We start from the raw sequence: 23,544 nt of genomic DNA on the forward strand, positions 1-23,544 counted from the left end.
CGGCCCCTCGATCCATGACATCACGCCGATGTCCCGGGTGCCCCTGCGCCCTTCCTGAGAATGATCACTCGCGACATGCCCGCCACGGGCCACGCCCGACCCGGCGAGGCCGAAGGCATGGCATGCGACGACATACCCTGGTGCCTGACGGCATGAATATTCACCCACAACGGGACCGCAGAATGCTCCGATACAAGCGAGAAGAATGGTTTTCCAACATCAAGGGGGACACCCTCTCCGGCATCGTCGTGGCACTGGCGTTGATCCCCGAGGCCATCGCCTTCTCGATCATCGCCGGCGTCGACCCCAAGGTCGGCCTCTACGCATCGTTCTGTATCGCGGTGATCATTGCCTTCACCGGTGGTCGGCCGGGCATGATATCGGCGGCCACCGGCGCCATGGCGCTGCTGATGGTGACCCTGGTGCACGACCACGGCCTCGAGTACCTGCTGGCGGCCACCCTGCTCACCGGGGTGCTGCAGATCGTCGCCGGCTACCTGAAGCTCGCCGACCTGATGCGCTTCGTCTCGCGCTCGGTGGTCACCGGCTTCGTCAACGCCCTGGCGATCCTGATCTTTATGGCCCAACTTCCTGAATTAACCGGTGTTACATGGCATGTCTATGCCATGACCATCGCCGGCCTGGCGATCATCTACGGCTTTCCCTACCTGCCGGTGATCGGCAAGTCGGTGCCGTCGCCGCTGGTGTGCATCCTGGTACTGACCGCGGTCTACATGATCACCGGCATGGAGATCAGAAGCGTTGGCGACATGGGCGAGCTTCCCGATACCCTGCCGGTCTTCCTGTGGCCCGACGTGCCACTCAACCTCGAGACCCTGTGGATCATCCTGCCCTATGCGCTGATGCTGACCGTCGTCGGCCTGCTGGAGTCGATGATGACCGCCACCATCGTCGATGACCTGACCGATACTCCCAGCGACAAGAACCGTGAGTGCAAGGGCCAGGGCATCGCCAATATCGGCTCTGGCCTGCTCGGCGGCATGGCCGGCTGCGCGATGATCGGCCAGTCGGTGATCAACGTGAAGTCCGGGGGGCGTGGTCGGCTTTCCACGCTGATCGCCGGCGTGGTGCTGCTGGTCCTGGTGGTCTTCCTTTCCGATTGGGTGTCGCGGATCCCCATGGCGGCGCTGGTGGCGGTGATGATCATGGTCTCCATCGGCACCTTCAGCTGGAGCTCCATCCGCGACCTGAAGAAGCACCCGATGAGCACCAACATGGTCATGCTGGCCACCGTGGCGGTCACCGTGGGCACCCATAACCTGGCCATCGGCGTCTTCGTCGGCGTGCTGCTCGCCGCCATGAACTTCGCCAACAAGGTGGGCAACATCTTCTATATCGGCTCCGAGGAAGCCGAGCAGGGCCACCATCGCGTCTACAAGGTGGTGGGGCAGGTGTTCTTCGCCTCCTCCGAGCGCTTCGGCAACGCCTTCGACTTCAAGGAGACCGTGGAGAAGGTGACCATCGATCTCTCCCGTGCCCACTTCTGGGACATCACCGCCGTCCAGGCCCTGGATCGGGTGGTGATCAAGTTCCGCCGCGAGGGCACCGAGGTGGAGCTGATCGGCCTCAACGAGGCCAGCGCCACCATCGTCGATCGCTATGCGGTGCATGACGACCCGGAAGCGGTCGAGAAGCTGATGGGCGGTCATTGATTCGAGGCAAGCCTCCGGGCCCTCGGATGGGCGTACCCCTGTGCTGCGTCGGTCCGATGGTGTAGAACTTGTGTAACGGTGGACCGAGGCGATCGGGCCCGCCGCCAACCCACGCCAGCTCGGGAAACGACAAGATGACAGATCAGGTGATGGCCGCCATCGACGGCTCACAGTTCTCGGAAGGGGTGTGCGACTACGCCGCCTGGGCCAGCCTGGCGCTCGGCGCGCCGCTGACCTTCCTGCACGTAGTGGACAACCACCCCCAGACCGCTGAGGCGGATCTCTCCGGTAACATCGGGCTGGGTTCCCGCGAGCACCTGCTCGAGGAGCTGGCCACCCTCGACGAGCAGCGCGCCAAGGTCGCCCAGGAGCAGGGCCGGCTGATGCTCAAGGCGGCCAGGGAGCGGGCCGTCGAGGACGGGGTGAGCGAGCCCGCCACCCGCCAGCGCAACGGTACCCTGGTGGAGACACTCGAGGAACTGGAGAGCGAGATCCGCCTGTTGGTCATGGGCAAGCGCGGCGAGACCGCCCACCAGGCGAGCGAGCACCTGGGCTCGAACCTGGAGCGGGTGGTGCGCACCCTGCACCGGCCGATCCTGATGGTGCCCGAGGCCTTCAAGCGCCCGGAGAAGGTGATGATCGCCTTCGACGGCAGCAAGACCACCCGCAAGGGCGTGGAGATGCTGGCCAGCAGCCCGCTGTTCGAGGGTATCCCGGTGCATGTGGTGATCGTCGGCGCCGAGACCGGCGACAACCGCTCCCAGCTCGACTGGGCGTTGTCGACGCTGCGCGACGCCGGCCACGAGGCCGAGGGCGCGATCCGCGCCGGCGAGGTGGAGGCGACCCTGCGCGCCTATCAGGAAGAGCTCGGCATCGATCTGCTGGTGATGGGCGCCTATGGCCACTCGCGCATCCGCCACCTGCTGATCGGCAGCACCACCACCGGGATGCTGCGCAAGGCCAGCGTACCGGTGCTGCTGCTGCGGTGATCCACGGCAGCGACTGCTCAAGGGCATCGACTGTGCCGAATGATGGGGTAGAATCGACTGCTTTTAATTGGCTCGGCAGATAGTCTTGCTGCACCCTTTCGGACTTCCAGGAGAAAAACAGATGACCATCGTTCGGCACGACACCAAGGCGCGCATGAGCCGCGCCGTGATCCACAACGGCATCGCCTACCTGTGCGGTCAGGTGGCCGGCCCCGAGGCGCGTCACGGCGACATCACCGAGCAGACCGAGAGCATGCTGGCGCGCGTCGATGCGTTGCTCGCCGAGATCGGCTCCGATCGCGAGCACCTGCTGACGGCGACGATCTACCTCAAGGAGGGCCACGACTTCGCCGCCATGAACGCGGTGTGGGATGCCTGGGTGCCCACCGGCCACGCCCCGGCCCGGACCTGCGTCTGCGCCCCCATGCCCGCCGACGAGCTGAAGGTCGAGATCACCGTCACGGCCCTGGTCGTCGGCGAATACAGCTACTGAATCAAGACTGGCGGGACCCGCGAGTCACACTCGGGGAGGTCCGAGATAGTGAGCGCCGCAGAAGCTCGGGGAGTTGCTGGCGGATGCGGTGGTTCAGCCCATGACGGTTTCCGGAGTGATCGCCAGCCGGGGGAGTGAACGAATGCATAGCCGGCGCTGGTGGCTGCAGATGCTCAATGTCCAGCCGTCATGCTGCCACTGCCACGCCTGGACTCCGCCGCCGGGAAGCAACCGGGAAAGTCTCGTCTCCAGTACGCTGCCTGGGGGCCGGCCTGCGAGACTGTCGAGCTTGAACAGGGCTTCGTGCAGTGTCCAGGCGCGATAGAACGCCCCCAGAGGACTGGCCGCCTCGAGAATGGCACGGCGTACCCTGGCTTCGGGCAACAGGTCGACCAGCTCCGCCAGGCGAGCGCCGTGCCTGGGACGAGCATGCTCGAGGTCGATGCCGACCGGCACCGTGGCGAGCCCCGCCACGACGCGTCCATCGCGATGACTCAGGCAAGCGCGCCAGGGCATGGGGAGCGAGGGGTGTCGCGGAGCCCCCTGTCCCCTGGGCGACCAGTCGGCCAGAGGGCAGTCGAGGCCACGACGCGCCGCGAGCCGCGACAACATCTCGCGCCCGAGCCGAGACAGGCAGGCTCCGCTACTGCCAGGAGGAGCCTGCGCCAGGATCAGCTCCAGGTGGGCCTTCATTCGCTCAACGCAGGGTGACGACGTCGCCGCGCAGGGCTACCCCGGCCATCACTGCCCCGGCATGGCATTCATACTCGGTAAGCGACGCCATGGCGTTGCGCTTGTAGTAGCTCTCGATATTGATCACGGCATTGCCGCCCTCTGCCCTGACGCGCTCCTGCAGGCTGAGCAGTGCCGAGAGCATGACCCAATGGCAGGCCTCCTCGTCGCTCTTGTTGAAGGCATTGGTCTTCTTGTTGGTGACGTAGTTGCCGTGCTCGGCGACGACCTCACCGTGGTCGGCATCGGCGAACACGAAGCGGATCTCGGGGTCGAGGCGCTCCCTGGCCGCGGGGGTGTTCATGGCTTCCTCGATCGACAGCAGATGCCGGGTATCCCTGGCCTGTGCCGTAGCGGCCAGTGCCAAGCCGCCGATCAGAAGGGTGAGCGATAGCAGTCCCCTGGTCATTTATCATTCCTTGCTTTCGGGTAGGTGAGTGGTGCCGGTCGTCGGCACCTCGGGCATGCCGGCATCAAGGCCAGCGACGGAAGATCAACGAGGTGTTGATCCCCCCGAAGGCGAAGTTGTTGCTCATCACGTATTCGCAATCGATAGGCCGCATCTCGTCGCGGAGGTAGTCGAGGTCGGCGCAGGCGGGGTCGGGGCGGTGAAGATTGGCGGTGGCATGGAAGCGCCCCTCACGCATCATCTCGATGGCCACCCAGGCTTCCAGGGCGCCGCACGCGCCCAGGGTGTGCCCGGTGAAGCTCTTGAAGGCGCTGATCGGCATGCGCTTGCCGAATACCGCATGGGTGGCATGACTCTCGGCGATATCGCCGCGATCGGTGGCCGTGCCATGGGCACTGACATAGCCGATCTGCTGTGGAGCCAGTCCGGCGTCGGCCAGCGCCAGGCGGATCGCCTGTTCCATCATGCCGGCATCGGGCTGGGTGACATGGCGACCGTCGCTGTTGGTGCCGAACCCGACCAGCTCTGCATGGATGGTCGCCCCACGGGCCTGGGCATGCTCGAGCTCCTCGAGGATCAGCGTGCCCGCCCCTTCACCGATTACCAGTCCATCGCGTTCGACATCGAAGGGCCGCGGTGACGTGTGCGGGGCATCGTTGCGGGTACTGGTGGCGAACAGGGTATCGAAGACCGCGGCTTCGGAGGCCGACAGTTCTTCGCAGCCGCCGGCGATCATCGCCTTCTGGCGACCGAAGCGTATGGCTTCGAAGGCGTAGCCGATCCCCTGGCTACCCGAGGTGCAGGCGCTCGAGGTGGTATGGATGCGTCCGCGTATGCCGAAGAAGACCCCGATGTTGACCGGCGCCGTGTGGGCCATCATGCGGATATAGGAATTGGCGTTCAGCCCGTCGGTGGACTTGTTGATCAGCATGTTGCCGAAATCCGCCACGGCATCGGGTTCCCCCGCCGAGGCGCCATAGGCGATGCCCAGGTCTCCGCTGGAGAGCAGTGGCGAGCCGAGCAGGCCGGCATCCTCGAGCGCCAGCTCGCTGGCGCGGGTGGCCATCTGTGCTCCCCGCCCCATGCTGCGCAACACCCGCCGGTGATAGTGCGAGGGCAGGTCGAAATCGACGACGGGGGCGCCGAGACGGGTATTGAGGCCCTCGTAGACGGACCATTCATCGACATGGCGGATGCCGTTCTCCAGGCGCTCGAGCCGCGAACGAATGCTGGGCCAGTCGTTGCCGATGGGAGAGAAACCCGCCATGCCGGTGACCACCACCCGTCGGCCGAGGCCGTCGCTACGAAGCCCCTTGCTCGACATCAGCACATCCCTCCATTCACGGCAATGACCTGGCGGGTGATGTAGCCGGCATCGCCCGAGCACAGGAAGCTCACGGTGGCAGCGACTTCCTCGCTGCTGCCGGTGCGACGCATGGGAATCATCCGGAGGGCTTCCTCGGTGACCAGGGCATCGGTCATGTCGGTGTCGATCAGGCCCGGGGCCACGCAGTTGACGGTGATTCGGCGCTTGGCCAGCTCCACCGCCAGGGCCTTGACCGCCCCGATCAGGCCGGCCTTGGCGGCGCTGTAGTTGACCTGTCCCCGGTTGCCCATCACCCCCGAAACCGAGGACATCACCACGATGCGACCCGGTGCACGGCGACGGACCATCGGCATGACCAGGGGCTTCACCACGTTGTAGAAGCCATCCAGGTTCGTGTGAATGACGCTGTCCCAGTCTTCGTCGGACAGCGCGGGGAAGGCGCCGTCGGCGGTGATGCCCGCATTGCAGACCACGCCGTAATAGGCCCCATGTGCCTCGATGTCGGCCTCGATGGCCTGGCGGGCCGCCTGGCGGTCGGCCACGTCGAAACAGAGTACCCGGGCCGAACGACCCATGGCGGTTATCTGCTCGGCAACGGCAGCGGCGGCCTCGCGTCGGTGCCGACAGTGCAGGACGATGTCGAAGCCGTCACGGGCCAGGCGCAGGGCGATGGCGCGACCGATGCCGCGGCTCGAGCCGGTGATCAGAATGCTGGCGGTCATGGGCTCTCCCCTCGTTGGATGGCTTCCAGCGCTTCCAGTGACTCGGGCTGGAAGACATTGAGCGTGGTGGTGGCAAGTGATTCCCCGTGGCTCCCTCGCAGCTCGCCGCGAAAGGCGCCGAGGCCGTTGTCGGCGCGAAAGTCGAGAGCGACGTCGACCCGTACCGGCCGATCGAACTCGAACCATGGGGTCCGGCATCGGTAGCGACGCGTGCCGAGCAAGAAACCGATGCGCGGCTCGTCGCCCTGACGCACGGCCTGCACCCCGGCCCAGGCCGCGACGGCCTGGGCGAGCCACTCGAGACCGACCCAACCGGGAACTCCCCGGGCAGCGGCGAACAGGCCGTCACGGCGCGGGGTGACCTCGGCGAGCAGGTGCTCATCGCCGACCTCGAGCAGCGTATCGAGCAGACACATGCCGTGGCGGTGTGGCACGAAGGGCGCGATAGCGCAGGGCAGCGAGGGGGCCAGTGGGGTATCGGTCATGAGCGGCGCTCCAGCAGCAAGGCGACGTTGTTGCCCCCGAAGGCGAACGAGTTGCTCAGGGTGTGGGTGGCATTGCATGGTGTGGCGGTGGCGTAGGTCAGCGTTGGCAGTTGTGGATCGACCTGGCCATCGTGAACCTGCGGGGGCAGCCGGCCGGCATCCAGGGTCAGCCAGCAGAAAGCCGCTTCCAGTGCCCCGCAGGCCCCCAGGGTGTGGCCGGTAAGGGCCTTGGTCGAGCTGCACGGCAGGCGGTCGCCGAAGACCCGCGAGACGGCCAGCGCCTCCATGCTGTCGTTCTGGCGGGTTGCGGTGCCGTGCAGGTTGAGATAATCGATGGCGCTGGACGGGCATCGGGCCATGTCCAGGGCGGCCTGCATGGCGTCTGCGGCTCCCTGGCCATCTGGTCGCGGGGCGGAGATATGGTAGGCGTCGCTGGTTTCGCCATAACCGGCGAGCTGGATGCCGCCGGGCTCGCTGGTGACAAGAAAGAGGGCGGCGGCTTCGCCCAGATTGATACCCGAGCGATTGACCGAGAATGGCTGACAGGGCGAGTCGCTCAAGGCTTCGAGCGAGGCGAAGCCGTTGACGGTCAGGCCGCAGAGGCTGTCGGCACCACCACTGATGACCGCATCACAGGCGCCGGTCGCCAGCAACCGCTTGGCACTGATCAGGGCACGGGCGCTCGACGTGCAGGCGGTGGACAGCGTATAGACAGGCCCCTCGAGCCCCAGCCGGTCGGCCACGAATCGTGCCGGCGAGCCGATTTCGTGACGCTGGTAGTGAAACGACTCGGGCCAGCTCCCGCTCTGCTGGCGGGCGGTCAGCGCGACTTCGGTCTCGCCGATCCCCGAGGTGCTGGTACCCAGGACGACCCCGATGCGCGCGCGGGGCCGACGCTCGCGAAAGGCGTCGAGCGTCGGCAACAGCCGCTCCAATGCCGCCGCCAGCAGCTGGTTGTTGCGCGAGCGATGCTCGGCTGGCCAGGCTCGGGCGGCGGGCAGCGTCGCGGTCACGCGGCCCAATGGCAACGGGCGCCCGGGAGTGAACGTGTCGGCTCGCACCAGGGCGCGTTGACCGCGGAACAGGGCATCGGCGATGGTGGCCAGGTCGTCTCCCAACGGGCAGATCAGGGCCGGTGGGGAAAGTCGACAGGGCTGTGTCTGCAAGGGTGTCAGTCGGTCGGGCATGCAGCTTCGGTCCGGTTGGAGTCATCGCCAAGGGTAGCGACACGCAGGCGATAGCCGCCCTCGATGTCGTCGATGATGCGGCAGTCGCTGCTGCCCATGATGCGTGCCATCGTTCGGCCGCGATACTCGACGATGCGCCCATTGGCATCATCCCGGAGAGTCCAGCCGCTGTCTCCGAACGCCTGCTCCAGCGCTGGTGCAGGCCACAGGCTCCAGGCCAGGCGGCTGGCGAGCCACTCGGCCGTGAACGGTGGCTCGAACCGGGCGCCAGGAAGGAAGCGAGGTCCCCGGGCATCATGCACCAGGGTCAGCAGCCGTTGACCCTGGGGGCTGAGCAGGGCCAACTGCAATCCGCTTTCATCGTGGCGCAACACGCCGAGCAGCTCGTGCCGTTCGTCCTGATGGATGAAGGTCAGTCGCTGGGTCCGGGCATCGGCCGCGGGCAGTGTCGCCAGCTCCGGCAAGGGGGCATGGACAGCTCGTGTGGCACAACCGGTCGACAGTACCAGCCAGCCAGCCAGGAGCGAGTGGATGACGAGGCGCGCCAAGGTCATGGGTGGCGCTCGGCGGAGGTGACGACGTTGTCAGGCTCGACGGTACAGGCCTCGGCAAGGCTGTCGAGTCGACGGCGACTGGCGGCCACGAAGGGGTTGGCCGTGTCCCAGGCATAGCCGGCGAGTATCGAACTGATCATCGATCGGATGCGTGGCGTCTGCCGTTCATTGAAGATGATGCGGGGAAGACGCCCATCGTACCAGGCATCGACGAACTCGCGGAAGGTGGCGATGCCGCGCCGCAGCGGCTGCTCGAACTCCGTGTCCCAGGCGACACCTTCGCCGCCGAGCTGGCGTTCGACCAGCGGGGCCGCGCGTAATGCCGAGTCCAGGGCAATGGTGACCCCCGAGGAGAATACCGGATCGAGAAACTCGCCCGCGTTACCCAGCAGTGCGAAGCCCGGGCCGTGTAGGCGTTTGACGTCGGCGGAATACCCTTCCAGGCGTCCGGTATCGCGAACGGCCTCGGCCTTGGCAAGGAGTTCGGCGAGCCGCGGTTCGGCATGGATGAAATGCCAGAGACGCTCGGAATCGCTGGTGCCGACGGCTTCGAGGGCGGCCCGGTTTCCGACCACGCCGACCGAGGCACGCCCCTCGCGGAAGGGGATGAGCCAGTACCAGACATCCGAGTGGTCGGGGTGGATGCCGATCAGGATCTTCTCGCGGTCATGTCGCGAGCAGTCGATCCGATCCTCGACATGGGTGAACAGGGCGCAGCGCGACTCCAGGCTGGAGGGCCGGGCGAGCCCGGTGAGCCTGGCCAGGACGCGGCCATAGCCGCTGGCATCGAGCACGAACCGGGCCTCGAGGGTGCTGCGTTCGCCCCGGGCGTCGGTGATCGTCAATCGAGGTCGTTCGGCATCGGGGACGAAGGCGTCGACGGTGCTGCCGAATTCCACCTCGGCACCGGCGTGTCGTGCCCCTTCGATCAGGCGCTGGTCGAACTCGGCACGCTCGACCTGCCAGGTGGTGCCGGGGCCGGGAGTGAACTTGTCGCGGAAGTCGATGGTCGTGTCCCGCCCGCGCCAGGTAAAGGCGGCACCGTTCTTGACCTGGAAATTGCCGCCCCGGGCGGCCTCGAGAAGCCCGCAAGCCTCGAGATGCACCATGCACTGGGGCAGCAGGCTCTCGCCGATGGAAAAGCGTGGAAAACGGCTGCGCTCGATGACCCTGACGGCCAGGCCACGTCGTGCGAGCCAGGCCGCTGCCGCGGCGCCGGAAGGTCCGGCGCCGATGATGGCGACGTCCGTGACGGTCTGCCCTTGCGGCACTGCATGCCGTGCTTCCATGAGATCGGTTCTCCTATCGGCCATCGCGGATGGCAGGTGTCGATGGGTTGTCCCTCGTATCGGCCCGGGCAAAGGGCACCAGCGCCCAGGTCGCCGCGAGGCCCACCAGGCAGGTCATGCCCAGGTAGTGCAAGGCCGGCGTGGCGCTGAATGCCAGCAGGCCGAATGCCAGCAGGCTCGAGGCGCATGACAGGCTGATCGCCAGCCACGCCGCCGGGCTTTCCGGGTGTTCGGTGCTGAAGATGCCGGCATCGAGCCCGATTCCCAGCACCAGCAGCAACCCCAGCAGGTGGAACAGGGTCAGGCCGACCCCCAGGACAGCGAACAGCGCCAGGGTCGCCACCACGGCCCCCAGCGGCGGCAGCAGCACACGCCAGGTGCGGCTCCGGTAGCGCCAGCCGAAGAGCAACGTCAGTCCCGCCACCGCGGCGATCAGCCACAGGGCGATGGTGTCGCGCAAGTCGGCCAGGTGGGTGGAGAGCGCGGCCAGCCGGTCGTGATAGTGGACATGCGGCACGCTGGTGAGCCGGGCCAGTTGTCGCTGGGCGACGGCATCGGCATCGCCCAGCACGACCAACGATGCCGACCGAAGATCGCCGTCCACCGCGACCCGGCCGAGCCACAGCATGCTATCGGCACGCCCCAGGGGCATCTTTAGCCACTCATCGATTGCCAGTAGTGGTGCCGCATCCAGGAGCTCCACGGCTGCGTCCTGCAGATGCATGGGGAGGCCGGCGCGTTCGATCAATGGCGGCAGTGCATGGGCATAGGCCTGGCGTACCCGCGCCAGGTTGGCCTGTTGGGTGGCCGGCGAGGGCACGGCACGGGCGAGATGGCGATAGCCGGTCAGATGGCCATTCTCGTGCAGCTCCGCCAGCGGTGCCTCGAGGGCTTCAAGCCGCTCCAGCAACTCGTCTTCGTGGTCGGCCGTGACAACCAGGTAACGGCTGCCGGTGGGGCGCTGCAGCAGGGCTTGCACGCGCTGCTGCTCGGCGATCAGGGAGGCGGGAGAGGGGTTGAGCTGGCGCAGGTCGTTGCTGGTCGTCAGGCGCATGGCGATCACCGCCACGGCGGCCACGCCGAGCAGGGTGAGCAAGCCCCAGCTCAGCGGAGCCCGCGATGGCAGGCGCAGGCGGTCGAGGCGTTCGGCCAGGCTTGCCGTGACCGGGTGTGGCCGCGCAGCGAAGTGCGGCAGCCACAGGCGCACGGTCAGCCAGGCGCCGAGCAGCCCCAGGGCGGCAAACGTCGCCATCTGGCGCAAGCCCGGCAGCGGTGTGGCGAGCTGGGCGAGATAGGCGGCCAGGCTCGATACCAGACCCAGCCACAGCCCCGGCCATATCCTCGACAAGGGGCGATCGGGGGAGAGCTGGCGGGCACACTGCAGATGCAGGGCATAGTCGACGGCGACGCCGATCAGGCTGGCGCCGAAAGCGAGCGTCAACAGGTTGAGGGTGCCGAAGAGCGCCCAGGTCAGCGGTAGCGCGAACAGCACCCCGCAGGCCACCGGCAGCAGCAGGCTGAACAGCGTGACGCCGCGCCGGAACACGCACCAGAGCAGCAGCAGAATACCCAGCAGGGCGCCCAGCCCGATGGTGGAAATTTCGCGCTTGGCCTGGCTGGCGCCGGATGCGGCGTGGAAGACCAGACCCGCGCGCAGCAACTCGGCGTCGGGGTGGGCCGTTCGGAAGTCATCCAGGGCGCCCACCAGCTGCCGTTGCAGTGTCATGTCATAGGGGCTGGCAGCCAGCCGCCCCCCCACCAGGAACCAGTGGCCGCCCTCGTCGTCGACGGCGGGCAGGCCCTCGACGGGGCGGATCGGGCCGTCGAGCAGCCGGGACAGCCAGGCGTCGAGCAGCCCGAAGGGGTCACCGAGTGGATCGGCGCTCACGCCGGGGGCGAAGAGTCGTGACAGGGCCCGTTGCGTCCAGGCCTCGTCGCCGGCGCTGGCCAGTGGCTCGGCCAGCAGGCGATAGCGATAGTCCGCCAGGGCTCGATCGGCACGCTCGATGGCGCCATCGTCGAACTCTGCCACGGCATTGGAGTCGCGCAGGCGATCCCTGAGATCGGCGACCAGCCGTGCGGGATCCTCGCCCCTGACCAGCAGCACCAAGCGGTCCTCGAAGGCCTGCGTCAGGTGCCGTTCGGCCTGCTCGATCAGCGGGGTCTCCCGGACCTCCGGCAACAGGGCGGTGATGCGGGTGTCCAGGGGCGCCGCCTGGCGCAGCTGGCTGACCAGCAGCAGGGCGGCGCCCAGCAGGAGCAAGGCCCAGCACCAGGCACCGAGGCGTTCGGCCCGCTTCATCCGTGTCGGCTCGCTCACTGGGCGGCGTTTCCGTCATCGAGGCTTGCGCAGTCGACCGGTGTCAGGCTCAGCTCGAGTCGGTCGCCGTCACGGAACGCGATAGCGAGCCGCTCGACGCGTTCCCCACCATGTACCACCAGCTGCGAGAGGTGTTCGCCGAGGGCCGGGTCGATGGGCGTCAGGTCGGCCCGCCACGCGTCCAGCTCGCCACCGAGCGCGATGGTGAAGTGACGCTCCAGGGCCTGCCAGTCTCCCGACAGCAGGCCGGTGAAGACCGGCAGGAGCACCCGGAAGCCCATCGGCAGGTCGTCGTTCTCTTCGCTCAGGTAGAGGCGATCCGCCACTGGCGCCGTGGTGGACCAGACCAGTGCGTTGTCCTGGCGTCGGAAATGGCCGCGGCTGTCGAGTCGGACCTCGAGGTCGGCCAGCCAGCGCGACTGCTCGAAGCCGGCGCACTGCGGTGCATGGTCGGCGAGGAGTTCGGCGAGCGCATCGGCTTCCGGCGACGCCCAGAGGGGCTGGCCAGCGCACAGGAGCAGGCCGAGGCTGGCAGCAGCGAACATCTGGCGCATCAGTGGTTGGCCTCCTGCCAGGCGAGGAGTCTCTCGACCAGGGCCGGCGGTGACGCCAGGCGCATCTCCCGGTCGTCCAGGCCCACCGCGACCTGCACGCTCCAGGCGCGGGTCAGGCGTCGGCGCGTCTCGGCATCGCGAATGGTGTAGTCGATCTTGAGGCGATGCTCCCATTCGCTCAGGCGCGCCTCGATGGCGATGCGCTGGGCGAACACTGCCGGGGCGGCATAGCGCAGGCGCAGGTCGATCACCGGCCAGGCGAATCCCGACTCGCTCATCTGCGGATAGTTGTAGTCGATGGCATCGAGCAGTGTGCAGCGCGCGATCTCCAGATAGCGGACGTAGTGGCCATGCCAGGCCACCTGCATCATGTCGATATCGTGAAAGGGGATCGTCAGCTCGGTCTCGGCACGCGGCAAAGGGCGATCGTCAGGCGTCATACAGGCTCCAGCGGCGTTCGCGGATCAGGTCGCAGAGGGTGCGTAGTTCGGCTTCCAGGGCGCGGTCTTCGACCAGCGGTGGAATGTGCGTGCGGCAGGCAGCGAGAAACCCGGCCAGTTGCTCGGGCAGTGGCGCGGCGCCCGCCTGACGACTACGCAGCTCGGCACCCTGGCAGGCGGCGTGGAGGGTGGCGGCAGCGACCTGCTCGACGAGCGTCAGGATCCGCAGGGCGTCACGCGCGGCGATGGTGCCCATGCTGACCTTGTCCTGGTTGTGACACTCCGTGGAGCGCGAGAAGACGCTGGCCGGCATGGTCAGCTTGAGCGCCTCGGCGGTCCACGCCGAGGCGCCGATCTGCACGGCCTTGTAGCCATGGTTGAGGGCGGCACGCGCTGGCTCGGCACCGCTCAGGTTGCTGGGCAGGCCGTGGTTGAAGCGGGTGTCGACCAGCAGCGCCAACTGGCGGTCGAGCAGGTCGGCCAGGTTGGCGCTGGCCTGCTTGAGGCCGTCCATGGCGAAGGCGACATGGCCGCCGTAGAAATGGCCCCCGTGCATGACCTTGCCGCCCTCGGCATCGATCAGCGGGTTGTCATTGGCGCTGTTGAGCTCGGTCTCGAGAAACTGACGCCACCAGGGCAGGGCATCTTCCACCACGCCGATCACGTGTGGCGCGCAGCGCGTCGAGTAGCGGTCCTGCAGGCGCGGTGAATTGCGTGGTGTGCGGGGGGCGTGCAGATCGCCGCGCAGGCGCGCGGCCACGCGGTTCTGCCCGAGGTGCGGCTTGGCGGCGAACAGGTCGGCGTCGAAGTGGTAGGGGTTGCCGTCCAGCGCATAGACGGATAGCGCGGTGATGCGCGTGGCGAGCCGCGCCAGGTAGGCGGTGCGAGCGAAGGCGAACACCCCCAGCGCGGTCATCACGGCGGTGCCGTTCATCAGCGCCAGGCCCTCCTTGGGCTTCAGGCGATAGGGCGTCAGGCCGTGCTCGGCGAAGACCTCCGCGGTGGGGCGTCGCCTGCCACGCTCGAAGACCTCGCGCTCGCCGCATAGTGCCGCGGCCAGGTACGACAAGGGGGTCAGATCGCCGCTGGCCCCCACCGACCCTTCCTCCGGAATGACCGGGACGATGTCATGTTCGAGCAGCCACACCAGGCGCTCGAGGAGCTCGACGCTGACGCCCGAGACCCCGCGGCACAGCGATACCAGCCGTACCATGACCACGGCGCGGGACGCCTCTACCGGCAGCACTTCACCCAGGCCACAGCCATGGAAGGTGTACAACTGCCGTGGCAACTGCTCGAGGTCGGCGGCGGAGACCTCACGGGTGCAGGAGTCGCCGTAGCCCGTTGTGACGCCATAGACCACCCCCTCTTCCTCCAGCAGACGCTCGAGGAAAGCGTTGCCGCGGGCGATACGCGCGCGGAAGTCCGATGCCGTCGACAACATGACTCGGCGCCGGCCTTCGGCCACCGCCAGAACGTCCTCGAGGGTGACGGGTGAGCCATCCAGCGTGAGGGGAGCGGTGGTAGAGGATGTCACCAGGGGGTCATGGAGTAGGGTCATGGATGGATCCAGTTTCGTTCAGCCAGAACGGGTAGAAATTGAACCACTGCAGCGGGTGGTCGCGAACCCGCTGGGCCAGTCGGTCGGCATGGCGCTGCATGGCCTCGGCGATCCAGCGTTCGCGCTCCCGGCGCCGCAGGTCGCGGGTATCGTCGAAAGGTTCGAAGTCGATCCTGAACGCTCCGTCCTCGCGAACGCAGGCCAGGGTATACAGAGGGCAGCGCAGCAGGGCGGCCAGCCGGAACGGACCTTCGGGGAAGAGGGCCGGGGCGCCGAGGAAGTCGAGGCGACGGCTGCGCTCACCGGAAAGCGGGAGCCGGTCGGCGGCGATGACCACGTAGCCTCCTGCATCGAGGCGCTCGGCGAGGCACTGGGCGGTGGCCGGGGTGATCTCGTCGACCTCGAGCACAGGTGGCCGGGGGCGCCCCGTGACACGCTCGAGCAGTGCATGGAACTTGCGTGCGTTGCGGGTGTGCATCATCACCGTCAGATCGAGGCCGGGGTGGCGCTCGGCCAGCGCATTGACCACGTCGAGATTGCCGTGGTGGGCGACCAGGATCAGGCCGCCCTGCCCGGTGTCGATGGCGGCGCTGAAACGCGCGATGCCGCTGCCGACCAGGTGCTCGTCGGTGATATCGCCACTCCAGGCGGCGACCTTGTCCATCAGGGCGTCGGCGAAGGCCAGGAAGTGGCGATAGCCGAGCCACAGCCGCTTGCAAGGGTGCCGGGAAAGCCCGGGGTCGAGACGCAGCAGGTAGGCCCGGGAGGCGCGTCGAGCCGTGCCATGCAGCAGGAAGTACCACAGCATGACGGGCCACAGCAGCAGCCGAAAGGGCCAGCGGCCCAGACGCCGTTGCGTGGCCACCATCAGACGCATGCCGGCGAGGCTGCCACGCTCTCCGATCCGCGCCCAGTGATGGCTCATGGCCTGGCCTCCACGGGCGTTCTTCGCCAACGCCTGGCCAGCAGGCGGGGCAGGCGCAGCAGCATGCCGCAGAACAGCCGGGCATGCATGGCGCTGATCTGGCGGTTGTCGCGCCACAGCGCGAAGTGGCTCACGCCATCGCGTGGATAATACACCCGCACCGGCAGGTTGCGCAGGGTACCGCCAGCCCAGTGCCAGCGCACCAGGATCTCGGTATCGAAGGTCATGCGATCACCGCACGAGTGCCTGGCCAGTAACCGGTTGAGGGACTCGACCGGATAGAGCCGGACGCCGCACATCGAGTCGCGGATCTCCCCGGACAGGGTATTGATCCACACCCACACATGGGTCGCGTAGCGGCCGTACAGGCGGGCACGAGGGACGCTGGCATCATAGCGCGGGTAGCCGACCACCAGGGCCTCGGGCGTGCCATCGAGCTCGGCCAGAAAGCCGGGCAGGTCCTCACTGGCATGTTGGCCATCGGCGTCGACCTGCAGGGCATGGGTGTAGCCGAGCCGCTGGGCTTCCGCCAGCCCGGCGCGTACCGCCGCCCCCTTGCCGCGGTTGCTGTCCAGGCGCAGCAGGTGATGACCGTGTGCGGCGAGGCGGTCGAGTTCGGCTGCACACTCGGCGTGACTGCCATCGTCGACCAGCACGACCGGTAGCCCCAGGGCACCCAGTTCGGCGCATACCGAGCCGATGGTGGCAGGGTGGTCGTAGACCGGCACCAGGGCACAGGGACGCGGTTCAGCCATGGGAGGCTCCGGTCCCATCCCGGGATTGCAGACGAACACGCCCGGCGCAGTGCCGACCCTCGCCGGACTCGAAGGTGAAGGCGATGCCATCCTCGCGCCGCAGCAGCTCGAGCGTGAAGCGTATCCCGGGTTGCAGGGGGCGCTGGAACTTCAGGCGCTCGAGGCCCTGGAAGTCGCCCAGTTGGCCGAAGTTCTCGCGGGCCAGTTCGATGGCCCACTGCACCATGACCACACCGGGCACCAGCGGGTAGTCCTCGAAATGCCCCTCGAGGTAGGCCAGGCGTTCGGGGACTTCGAGGGTCAGCGTGCAGCTATCGGCGCCCGGGCGTCGTTCCCCCAGCCAGCGTGGCGCCCGCGTATCGTCGAGATCGGCGAACAGTCGCTTGATCAGGTCGCGGTCGAGCTTGCCTTGCGGATTGCTCGGCAGCGCATCGACGAAGCGCCAGTAGCGGGGTATGGCGACCTGCTCCAGGTGTTTCGACAGTCGTGCACGCAGGCGCTGGATCAGGTCGCGCCGGGACTCGTGCCGGTGCGGAATGGCCTCGCGGCTCAGGGCGACCACGGCCCCCAGTCGCCCATCGCTGCGATCGAGATCGACACAGCGCGCCTCGATGACTTCCGGGGCGTCGGCCAGGGTACGCTCGATGTGTACCAGCGAGACGCGCTTGCCGGCGATCTTGACCAGGCGGTCTGCGCGGCCCAGCAGTGCGAAGCCGTTGGCAGCGGGAGCGACCCGGTCGGGTTGCTGCCACCAGGCGTCAGGGGTATCGAGAAACGCCGAACGCAGCAGCAGGCGCTCGCCCTCGAATGACAGTCGTACCCCGGGCAGGGGTTGCCAGGTACTGCTCCGGGTCTGGCGTCGCCGAGCGATGCCGCCGGTCTCCGTGCTGCCGTAGATCTCGACCACCGGTGCGTGCAGGAGGCGCTCTGCGTGGCGGGCATGCGGTGCGGCGAGTGGCGCGCCGGAGGAGAACACCCGGCATGGCGCGGAGCGCTCCGTCCATGGCAGGTGGTCGGGGAGGCGTGACAGCTGGGCCGGTGAACTCACCACCACCGGCTTGAGTCCCGCACCGCCGGCCTCCTCGAGGCGGGCGGCAAGCACTTCGGGGTAGCGACTGGCATCACCGCAGAACGGCGCGCCGGCACAGAGGGGGTGCAATATCCCGGCGAGCAGGCCGTAGATATGCTGGTGGCTGACCTGCGAGATCACGGCGGTGCCGGCCAGGGGCCACAGCTTGGCATGGGCGGCCAACTCCGCATCGAGCTGGTCGAAACGCTTGGCGAGGCGTACGGGATCGCCCGTGGAGCCGGAGGTATACAGCACCACGGCGGTGGATGACGGCGTGAGTGCGAGCGGCGCCTGGATGCCGTGGTCCGCTGCCGCCGGCACATCGGGCGCGTCGGGGAGCGTACCCTCGACCTCGTTGGCCAACCTGGCCAGAGTTTCAGGGCGGTCATCGGCAGGCAATACCGCGACCCTGCCGCTCTCCCACAATGCCACCAGGGCGGCACAGAATTCACCGGGGTAGCGCTGGCAGAGCAGCCATTGTCCGCCGGGACGGCCGGCGAGCCAGCGGCGCCAGGCCTCGACACGCGCAGGCAGTGATGCCGGAGACGTCCAGCCGGAGGGCAGTCCGGGCACGGGGGACACCGTCCGACGCCAGGGCGCCTGGCTCAGGGGAGTGAATGTCACGTCAAGGATCTCCGCAATCGCTGGCGCAGCAGCCATTCACTGCCGAACATCAGGCCGATCAGGCCGTAACTGATGACGCCGTTGTACAGCGACCATACCGCCAGATCGGCGTAGAGCACCGTCCAGCTGGCGATGGTGCCGTTGATCATGAAGAAGCCGCACCACGCCCAGGTGACACGGCGGGTATAGCGTACACCGGCAGCCGACAGGTCGGGCTCGCGCAGGCGTGCCAGCCGCTCGACGATCGGCATGCCCTGAGACAGGCTGGTCAGGAACAGGGTCAGCATGATGGCATTCACGGCGACCGGGTAGGCGCGCATGCCGAGTTCGGCATGCCCCATGCCCCCCGCAGCGAGCAAGAGCGCGGCGACGCCGAGCGCCAGGAGACGCGCCTGGGGGATCCGCCAGGCCAGCAGGCCGGCACCTATCACCAGCAGGGGCCAACTGCCCAGCGTGCCGTGCAGGGCGAACACCAGGATCGGCCAGCCCAACGCGGCAAGCATGCCAAGGCATTTGATTCCTCTCATCGGCATGACTCAGCGCTGGATCAGGCCCTCGACAGCCTTGACCACGTCGTCGATGGTGCGCACCGCCTTGAAGTCGTCGGGGTCGATGCGGCGCCCGGTGAACTGCTTGAGCTCGACCACCAGGTCCACGGCATCGATGCTGTCGATGTCGAGATCCTCGTAGAGCCGGGCTTCGGGCTTGATATCGTCCGCTTCGAGTTCGAACAACTCGACCAGTGTCTTGCGCACGTGGTCGTAGACGTCGGCGTAACTGGTAGTGGTATCAATCGGCACGGCGGGCCTCCACCAGAGCTTTCAGGGCGTTCAGGTTGGAGAAATGGCGGCGGGTTTCCTCGGCTTCGGCATCCAGTTTGATACCGAATCGCTTCTGCAGTGCCAGGCCGAGCTCGAGGGCATCGATGGAATCGAGGCCCAACCCCTCGCCGAACAGCGGAGCGTCGGGGTCGATATCGCCAGGGGCGACATCCTCGAGTTCCAGAGTCTCGATGATCAGCTGCTTGAGTTCAATCGACAGATCGTCGTGTGTCTCGCTCATGGTGACGTTGTTCCAGTTCCCTGTTGAAGTGATCGCTCAGCCGATGTGTCAGTTGTCTGGCGAGCTGCCCGGTCGGCTGTTGGTTATCGTCGTTGATGGGCAGGTCGTCGAGTACTCGCAGTTCCATCCGGACCCTGCTCGCCGGGATATGGTACCAAGGCTCGCCCTTGGTCAGCGTGGTAGGCGTACAGCGTATCAGTACCGGCGTGATCGCTGTTCCCGTACGCAAGGCGATGTTTGCCCCACCGCGCCTGAACTTGATCGGCCGTTGCGGCGTGGTGCGGGTGCCCTCGGGAAAGAGAATCAGCGAATTGCCTTTCCGGAGGCTCTCGCCTGCGGCCTTCAGCACCGCTTCGGGCTCGTTGTTGGTGATATAGCCTGCCGCGCGGACCGGGCCGCGTGTGAAGGGATTGCTGGCCAGCCGTCCCTTGACGATGCAGTCGGCATGGGGCATGTGGGCCAGCAGGAAAATGACATCGATCAGTGACGGATGGTTGGCTACTACCAGCAGTCCGGGGCGTTGCAGTCGTTCCTGGCGATCGAAGTGGTAATCGAGCACACCGAGACCCTGCATCAGGGTGATGAAAGCCCGGAAGCAGCGCTGGATCAGGCATCTTGCCAGATACTGGCGTCGCTCGCTGTCGCGTACGCATACGCTCAACAAGGGGGCGACCACCAGGCCGATGAACAGGCCGCCGATGCCGAAGGCGAGGAAGGAGAGAGCCGTGCCCAGTCCTCGCCACCATCTGTCCAGATTCATTCTGCCCCCAACTGCCACCGATGCCGGCCATCGAGGAAGGGGGCGTCGCCGTTCAGCCAGGCCATTACCTCGAGAGGAGTCGGATGAGCGCCGCGTACCGGATCAGAGGCCATCAGCCGTCGTCCCCGGTCCAGCGTCAGCCGCATGCCGACGGCACAGGCGGTGCCTGGGTGCTCCGTGTACCCCTGGTAGGCCGAGGGAAGCGGTCCTTCCGAGAGCACCGCGACGACGGCCCGGTGACCTTCCACGAGATAACCCTTCGCCTCGTGCAGGATGGCGTCGAACTCATCGCCACAGGCGCCCAGAGCCTGCAAGGGGCGATGATGAGTGCGGGAGATGGAGTGGACGCCCAGGACCGCATTGTGTACCGACATGGAAAAGCGTGTCGGGGAGATCGGCTCACCGCGCTCCAGTGCCTCGAGCATCTCCAGGGTATGGGTGGTGTCGCCATGTCGGGAGGCGTGCACCAGCGGTAAATCCGCGTTCGGGTCCAGGACCCCGAGGATGTCGCAGGTCGCGCGCCCGGTGGCATCGAGGCGCCGCCGCAGCATCGCCGGCAAGGTGCTGCCCGGTTGAGCCGAGATGCGATGGCGAGGGGCAGGGGGGGGCACTGCCGCATCCACAAGCCAGCCTCGCCAGTCTTCGAGATGTAAGCTGAAGGACATTATTGTCATCTCGGCCGGGGTGGAAGGGGGCGCAATGTTAACTTAGTTGAACAGACAATCCAAAATCATACGAATTTTTACCGTTTGTATAGAACTTGTATAATCTCAACTTCGCTAATTAAGATTGGGTCGGCTGAGTCGCAGTGTCAGCATGCGTTATTTGGAATCTGTGAAATCTGATATAGAGAAGACGTCATAACGGTTGCGCCAAGGTTTCTCTGGGGTATCTCGTCCGTGAGGAATCATCTGGCCGGGTAGCGCGTCTCCTGCAGGCTGTCCTTGATCTTCTTCAGATGGGGGAGGAAGTCCTCGCCGCGACGCAGGGTGACGCCGGTGGCCAGTACGTCGACCAGGGCCAGCTGGATCATGCGCGAGGTCATCGGCATGTAGTGGTCGGTATCCTCGGGAGTGGCGACTTCCAGGGTCTCGGTGCACTCCCGGGCCAGCGGCGAGTCCGGTGCGGTGATGCCGAGCACCACGGCGCCACTCTCGCGGGCCAGGCGCGCGATGTCGACCAGTTCCCGGGTGCGGCCCGTCCAGGAGATCACCACCACCACGTCGCCGGTATGGCAGGCGGCGGCGACCATGCGTTGCATCAGCACGTCCACGTAGGAGGTGACCGGCAGGTTGAAGCGAAAGAACTTGTGCTGGGCATCCTGGGCCACCGCTCCCGAGGCGCCGAGGCCGAAGAAGTGGATCTGCTTGGCCTGGATCAGGTAGTCGACCACCCGCGCGATGCGCACCGGGTCGGCCTGGCGGCGTGCCTCGTCCAGCGCGGCGATGGTCGCCCCGAAGATCTTCTGGGTGTAGTCGGCGGCCCCGTCGCCGGGCTCCACCGCCCGGCTCACGTAGGGCGTGCCGCCGGCCAGGCTCTGGGCCAGCTTGATCTTGAAGTCCGGATAGCCCTTGGCATCGAAGCTGCGACAGAAGCGGTTGACCGTGGGCTCGCTCACCGAGGCGGCCTGTGCCAGGGTGGCGATGCTCATGCTGGTGGCGGCGCCGGGGTCGGCGAGGATCACGTCGGCGACCTTGCGCTCGGAACGGTTGAGTTCCTCGAGCCGTAGGCGAATGCGATCGAGCAGGTCGTGACTGGCCATGATGCGGCAAGGTCTCCATGACTCGGGGGCATTGGCGCCCCAGGGTTGCAGCCGGATGGGTGATGTAGTCATTTAACTACATTATGCTGACTATCCTAGCGCGTTGGTGCCTCTCGGGGCCAACGGGGTCTCCGGTGAGGTGATTTATTCTGTAAGTTTACAGAAAAAAGTTGCCTTTCGACCCATTGGTAGGCTATTTTTTTGTTAAGTTAACCAGATGGGGGCTGTCATGAGCCATCACACCCGGTCCGGCCAGGGGGGCAGGGCGGACATCGACCTGGCGCTGTTCGGAGCGCTCGGCGACCTGTCGCAGCGCAAGCTGTTCCCGGCGCTCTACCAGCTCGACCGCGAAGGGCTGCTCGACAACCGCACTCGGCTGCTCGGCCTGGCGCGTCAGGAGCTCGATATCGATGGCTTCAAGGCCAAGGTCGAGGCGGCTCTCAAGACCTACGTCAAGGCCGAGGAGCAGGACCGCGCGGCGCTGAAGCGTTTCCTGGCGAGGCTCGACTACCGCCAGCTCGATTTCACCAGCGTGGAGGGCTATGCGGCGATCAGGGACTGGCGCCAGGAGGGGCTCGAGCGACCCATGGTGGTCTACCTGGCGGTGGGGGCGAGCCTCTATGGCGACATCTGTCGCCATCTCGAGGCCAGTGGCAGCCTCGACGAGGCGAGTCGGGTGGTGGTGGAGAAACCCATCGGCTTCGATCTCGACTCCTCCAACGAGATCAACGACGCCATCGGTGCCGTCTTCCCCGAATCGCGCACCTACCGCATCGATCACTATCTGGGCAAGGAGACCGTCCAGAACCTGATCGCGATGCGCTTCGCCAACCCGCTGTTCGGCACCCAGTGGAACCAGAATCACATCTCCCACGTGGAGATCACCGTGGCCGAGCAGGTCGGCATCGAGGGCCGCTGGGGCTACTTCGACCAGGCCGGCCAGCTGCGCGACATGGTGCAGAACCACCTGCTGCAACTGGTCTGCCTGATCGCCATGGACCCGCCTGCCAACCTCGACGCCGACGCCATCCGCGACGAGAAGGTCAAGGTGCTCAAGGCGCTCAGGCCCTTCACCGACGACATGCTCGGTCGCGACGTGGTGCGCGGCCAGTACGTGGCCGGCACCATCAACGGCAAGAGCGTGCCGGGCTATCTCGAGGAAGAGGGGGCCAACACCGAGAGTCACACCGAGTCCTTCGTCGCTATGAAGACCGGTGTCGAGAACTGGCGCTGGGCCGGCGTGCCCTTCTACCTGCGCACCGGCAAGCGTATGCCGGAAAAGCTCTCGCAGATCGTCATCCATTTCCGCCAGCAGCCGCACTACATCTTCGACCCGGACCAGCGCGGCCTGGCGGCCAACAAGCTGGTGATCCGCCTGCAGCCGGAAGAGGGCATCGCCCTCGAGGTGCTGACCAAGGACAGCGGACTGGACAAGGGCATGCGCCTGCGCCGCGGCCCGCTGCACCTGGACTTCAACAGCGCCTTCCCCAAGTCGCGGATCCCCGATGCCTACGAGCGGCTGCTGCTCGAGGTGATGAAGGGCCAGCAGTACCTCTTCGTGCGTCGCGACGAGGTCGAGCACGCCTGGCGCTGGTGCGACAGCCTGATCGCCGCCTGGGAGGACCGTGACGAGGCGCCGCGCCGCTACCCGGCCGGGTCCTGGGGGCCGGTGGCCTCCATCGCCATGATCACCCAGGATGGCCGTAGCTGGTACGAGGACTACTAAGGAACAGCGGCCGGCCCCTGGGACCGGTGGCGACGCTCTCAAGACCGCCATGATCACCCAGGATGGCCGCAGCTGGTATGAAGACTACTAAGGAACAGCGACCGGCCCCGGGGACCGGTGGCGACT

The 23,544-nt window shown here is 66.8% G+C and carries 25 protein-coding genes; 4 read left to right on the forward strand and 21 right to left on the reverse strand.

What is annotated here, in order from left to right:
• Positions 1-182: 182 nt before the first annotated feature.
• The 3 genes from C1H66_RS00180 (at position 183) to C1H66_RS00190 (ending at position 3,155) form a co-directional block, all read left to right on the forward strand.
• Positions 183-1,673 (forward strand): SulP family inorganic anion transporter, encoded by a 1,491-nt coding sequence (locus C1H66_RS00180; protein ID WP_102625906.1) that lies wholly within the window; start codon positions 183-185, stop codon positions 1,671-1,673.
• Positions 1,674-1,807: 134 nt separating this feature from the next.
• A complete protein-coding gene (locus C1H66_RS00185) occupies positions 1,808-2,662 on the forward strand; it encodes a universal stress protein (protein ID WP_102625907.1) in 855 nt (284 codons plus the stop codon).
• Positions 2,663-2,783: 121 nt separating this feature from the next.
• Entirely contained in the window at positions 2,784-3,155 is a 372-nt protein-coding gene (locus tag C1H66_RS00190; protein ID WP_102625908.1) for a RidA family protein, read from the forward strand.
• 93 nt (positions 3,156-3,248) lie between these two features.
• On the opposite strand, the gene C1H66_RS00195 is transcribed toward C1H66_RS00190, so the two are convergent.
• From C1H66_RS00195 to C1H66_RS00295, 21 genes are all read right to left on the reverse strand, one after another.
• Positions 3,249-3,848, reverse strand: a complete 600-nt coding sequence (locus tag C1H66_RS00195; protein ID WP_102625909.1) for a 4'-phosphopantetheinyl transferase superfamily protein — start codon at positions 3,846-3,848, stop codon at positions 3,249-3,251.
• 4 nt (positions 3,849-3,852) lie between these two features.
• Positions 3,853-4,296, reverse strand: coding sequence for an excinuclease ATPase subunit (locus C1H66_RS00200; protein WP_102625910.1), 444 nt, complete (start codon positions 4,294-4,296; stop codon positions 3,853-3,855).
• A 64-nt stretch (positions 4,297-4,360) separates the two neighbouring features.
• Positions 4,361-5,620, reverse strand: a complete 1,260-nt coding sequence (locus C1H66_RS00205; RefSeq protein WP_102625911.1) for a beta-ketoacyl-ACP synthase — start codon at positions 5,618-5,620, stop codon at positions 4,361-4,363.
• Complete coding sequence (fabG, locus tag C1H66_RS00210) at positions 5,620-6,345, reverse strand: 3-oxoacyl-ACP reductase FabG (RefSeq protein ID WP_102625912.1); 726 nt, start codon at positions 6,343-6,345, stop codon at positions 5,620-5,622. The genes C1H66_RS00205 and fabG overlap by 1 nt, the downstream gene beginning before the upstream one ends.
• On the reverse strand, positions 6,342-6,830 hold the full coding sequence (locus tag C1H66_RS00215; protein WP_102625913.1) for a hotdog family protein: 489 nt from the start codon (positions 6,828-6,830) through the stop codon (positions 6,342-6,344). Before C1H66_RS00215 ends, fabG begins: the two co-directional genes overlap by 4 nt.
• The gene (locus C1H66_RS00220) at positions 6,827-8,017 is read right to left on the reverse strand and encodes a beta-ketoacyl-ACP synthase (RefSeq protein ID WP_102625914.1); all 1,191 of its coding nucleotides are present in this window, start codon (positions 8,015-8,017) and stop codon (positions 6,827-6,829) included. Before C1H66_RS00220 ends, C1H66_RS00215 begins: the two co-directional genes overlap by 4 nt.
• Complete coding sequence (locus tag C1H66_RS00225) at positions 8,002-8,571, reverse strand: DUF3261 domain-containing protein (protein WP_102625915.1); 570 nt, start codon at positions 8,569-8,571, stop codon at positions 8,002-8,004. Before C1H66_RS00225 ends, C1H66_RS00220 begins: the two co-directional genes overlap by 16 nt.
• On the reverse strand, positions 8,568-9,860 hold the full coding sequence (locus C1H66_RS00230) for an NAD(P)/FAD-dependent oxidoreductase (protein ID WP_240618163.1): 1,293 nt from the start codon (positions 9,858-9,860) through the stop codon (positions 8,568-8,570). Before C1H66_RS00230 ends, C1H66_RS00225 begins: the two co-directional genes overlap by 4 nt.
• A 13-nt stretch (positions 9,861-9,873) precedes the next feature.
• Positions 9,874-12,162, reverse strand: coding sequence for an MMPL family transporter (locus C1H66_RS00235; RefSeq protein WP_170064044.1), 2,289 nt, complete (start codon positions 12,160-12,162; stop codon positions 9,874-9,876).
• A 14-nt stretch (positions 12,163-12,176) separates the two neighbouring features.
• Positions 12,177-12,734 (reverse strand): LolA-related protein, encoded by a 558-nt coding sequence (locus C1H66_RS00240; protein WP_102625918.1) that lies wholly within the window; start codon positions 12,732-12,734, stop codon positions 12,177-12,179.
• Positions 12,734-13,174 carry an acyl-CoA thioesterase gene (locus C1H66_RS00245; protein WP_102625919.1) on the reverse strand — a complete coding sequence of 147 codons (441 nt, stop codon included), beginning with the start codon at positions 13,172-13,174 and terminating at the stop codon, positions 12,734-12,736. Before C1H66_RS00245 ends, C1H66_RS00240 begins: the two co-directional genes overlap by 1 nt.
• A complete protein-coding gene (locus tag C1H66_RS00250) occupies positions 13,164-14,735 on the reverse strand; it encodes an HAL/PAL/TAL family ammonia-lyase (protein ID WP_102625920.1) in 1,572 nt (523 codons plus the stop codon). The genes C1H66_RS00245 and C1H66_RS00250 overlap by 11 nt, the downstream gene beginning before the upstream one ends.
• Positions 14,719-15,660, reverse strand: a complete 942-nt coding sequence (locus C1H66_RS00255) for an LpxL/LpxP family acyltransferase (protein ID WP_102625921.1) — start codon at positions 15,658-15,660, stop codon at positions 14,719-14,721. The genes C1H66_RS00250 and C1H66_RS00255 overlap by 17 nt, the downstream gene beginning before the upstream one ends.
• On the reverse strand, positions 15,657-16,415 hold the full coding sequence (locus tag C1H66_RS00260; protein WP_102625922.1) for a glycosyltransferase family 2 protein: 759 nt from the start codon (positions 16,413-16,415) through the stop codon (positions 15,657-15,659). Before C1H66_RS00260 ends, C1H66_RS00255 begins: the two co-directional genes overlap by 4 nt.
• A complete protein-coding gene (locus C1H66_RS00265) occupies positions 16,408-18,108 on the reverse strand; it encodes an ApeI family dehydratase (protein WP_102625923.1) in 1,701 nt (566 codons plus the stop codon). The genes C1H66_RS00260 and C1H66_RS00265 overlap by 8 nt, the downstream gene beginning before the upstream one ends.
• Positions 18,105-18,611 carry a COG4648 family protein gene (locus tag C1H66_RS00270; protein ID WP_102625924.1) on the reverse strand — a complete coding sequence of 169 codons (507 nt, stop codon included), beginning with the start codon at positions 18,609-18,611 and terminating at the stop codon, positions 18,105-18,107. Before C1H66_RS00270 ends, C1H66_RS00265 begins: the two co-directional genes overlap by 4 nt.
• Before the next feature lie 33 nt (positions 18,612-18,644).
• Positions 18,645-18,908: an acyl carrier protein gene (locus C1H66_RS00275; RefSeq protein ID WP_370741334.1), complete on the reverse strand. Its 264-nt coding sequence runs from the start codon at positions 18,906-18,908 to the stop codon at positions 18,645-18,647.
• Entirely contained in the window at positions 18,898-19,170 is a 273-nt protein-coding gene (locus C1H66_RS00280; RefSeq protein WP_102625925.1) for a phosphopantetheine-binding protein, read from the reverse strand. Before C1H66_RS00280 ends, C1H66_RS00275 begins: the two co-directional genes overlap by 11 nt.
• Positions 19,139-19,930 (reverse strand): lysophospholipid acyltransferase family protein, encoded by a 792-nt coding sequence (locus C1H66_RS00285; protein WP_102625926.1) that lies wholly within the window; start codon positions 19,928-19,930, stop codon positions 19,139-19,141. Before C1H66_RS00285 ends, C1H66_RS00280 begins: the two co-directional genes overlap by 32 nt.
• Entirely contained in the window at positions 19,927-20,541 is a 615-nt protein-coding gene (locus C1H66_RS00290; RefSeq protein WP_240618164.1) for a beta-ketoacyl synthase chain length factor, read from the reverse strand. Before C1H66_RS00290 ends, C1H66_RS00285 begins: the two co-directional genes overlap by 4 nt.
• A 296-nt stretch (positions 20,542-20,837) precedes the next feature.
• Positions 20,838-21,692 (reverse strand): MurR/RpiR family transcriptional regulator, encoded by an 855-nt coding sequence (locus C1H66_RS00295; RefSeq protein ID WP_102625928.1) that lies wholly within the window; start codon positions 21,690-21,692, stop codon positions 20,838-20,840.
• Between the two features lie 229 nt (positions 21,693-21,921).
• Between C1H66_RS00295 and zwf the strand changes: the two genes are divergently transcribed.
• Positions 21,922-23,418, forward strand: a complete 1,497-nt coding sequence (gene zwf, locus C1H66_RS00300; protein ID WP_102625929.1) for a glucose-6-phosphate dehydrogenase — start codon at positions 21,922-21,924, stop codon at positions 23,416-23,418.
• Positions 23,419-23,544: the final 126 nt, after the last annotated feature.

It is taken from the genome of Halomonas heilongjiangensis (genome assembly GCF_002879645.1).
GTDB lineage: Bacteria > Pseudomonadota > Gammaproteobacteria > Pseudomonadales > Halomonadaceae > Halomonas > Halomonas heilongjiangensis.

Bases quoted from the DNA above. Each gene is read 5' to 3' on its own strand.
- C1H66_RS00195 (WP_102625909.1), bottom strand. From the start codon at position 3,848: ATGAAGGCCCACCTGGAGCTGATCCTGGCGCAGGCTCCTCCTGGCAGT.
- C1H66_RS00200 (WP_102625910.1), bottom strand. From the start codon at position 4,296: ATGACCAGGGGACTGCTATCGCTCACCCTTCTGATCGGCGGCTTGGCA.
- C1H66_RS00225 (WP_102625915.1), bottom strand. From the start codon at position 8,571: ATGACCTTGGCGCGCCTCGTCATCCACTCGCTCCTGGCTGGCTGGCTG.
- C1H66_RS00285 (WP_102625926.1), bottom strand. From the start codon at position 19,930: ATGAATCTGGACAGATGGTGGCGAGGACTGGGCACGGCTCTCTCCTTC.
- C1H66_RS00255 (WP_102625921.1), bottom strand. From the start codon at position 15,660: ATGAGCCATCACTGGGCGCGGATCGGAGAGCGTGGCAGCCTCGCCGGC.
- C1H66_RS00295 (WP_102625928.1), bottom strand. From the start codon at position 21,692: ATGGCCAGTCACGACCTGCTCGATCGCATTCGCCTACGGCTCGAGGAA.
- zwf (WP_102625929.1), top strand. From the start codon at position 21,922: ATGAGCCATCACACCCGGTCCGGCCAGGGGGGCAGGGCGGACATCGAC.
- C1H66_RS00245 (WP_102625919.1), bottom strand. From the start codon at position 13,174: ATGACGCCTGACGATCGCCCTTTGCCGCGTGCCGAGACCGAGCTGACG.
- C1H66_RS00220 (WP_102625914.1), bottom strand. From the start codon at position 8,017: ATGCCCGACCGACTGACACCCTTGCAGACACAGCCCTGTCGACTTTCC.
- C1H66_RS00205 (WP_102625911.1), bottom strand. From the start codon at position 5,620: ATGTCGAGCAAGGGGCTTCGTAGCGACGGCCTCGGCCGACGGGTGGTG.
- C1H66_RS00250 (WP_102625920.1), bottom strand. From the start codon at position 14,735: ATGACCCTACTCCATGACCCCCTGGTGACATCCTCTACCACCGCTCCC.
- C1H66_RS00280 (WP_102625925.1), bottom strand. From the start codon at position 19,170: ATGAGCGAGACACACGACGATCTGTCGATTGAACTCAAGCAGCTGATC.
- C1H66_RS00215 (WP_102625913.1), bottom strand. From the start codon at position 6,830: ATGACCGATACCCCACTGGCCCCCTCGCTGCCCTGCGCTATCGCGCCC.
- C1H66_RS00190 (WP_102625908.1), top strand. From the start codon at position 2,784: ATGACCATCGTTCGGCACGACACCAAGGCGCGCATGAGCCGCGCCGTG.
- C1H66_RS00270 (WP_102625924.1), bottom strand. From the start codon at position 18,611: ATGCTTGCCGCGTTGGGCTGGCCGATCCTGGTGTTCGCCCTGCACGGC.
- C1H66_RS00180 (WP_102625906.1), top strand. From the start codon at position 183: ATGCTCCGATACAAGCGAGAAGAATGGTTTTCCAACATCAAGGGGGAC.
- fabG (WP_102625912.1), bottom strand. From the start codon at position 6,345: ATGACCGCCAGCATTCTGATCACCGGCTCGAGCCGCGGCATCGGTCGC.
- C1H66_RS00260 (WP_102625922.1), bottom strand. From the start codon at position 16,415: ATGGCTGAACCGCGTCCCTGTGCCCTGGTGCCGGTCTACGACCACCCT.
- C1H66_RS00240 (WP_102625918.1), bottom strand. From the start codon at position 12,734: ATGCGCCAGATGTTCGCTGCTGCCAGCCTCGGCCTGCTCCTGTGCGCT.
- C1H66_RS00235 (WP_170064044.1), bottom strand. From the start codon at position 12,162: ATGAAGCGGGCCGAACGCCTCGGTGCCTGGTGCTGGGCCTTGCTCCTG.
- C1H66_RS00230 (WP_240618163.1), bottom strand. From the start codon at position 9,860: ATGGAAGCACGGCATGCAGTGCCGCAAGGGCAGACCGTCACGGACGTC.
- C1H66_RS00185 (WP_102625907.1), top strand. From the start codon at position 1,808: ATGACAGATCAGGTGATGGCCGCCATCGACGGCTCACAGTTCTCGGAA.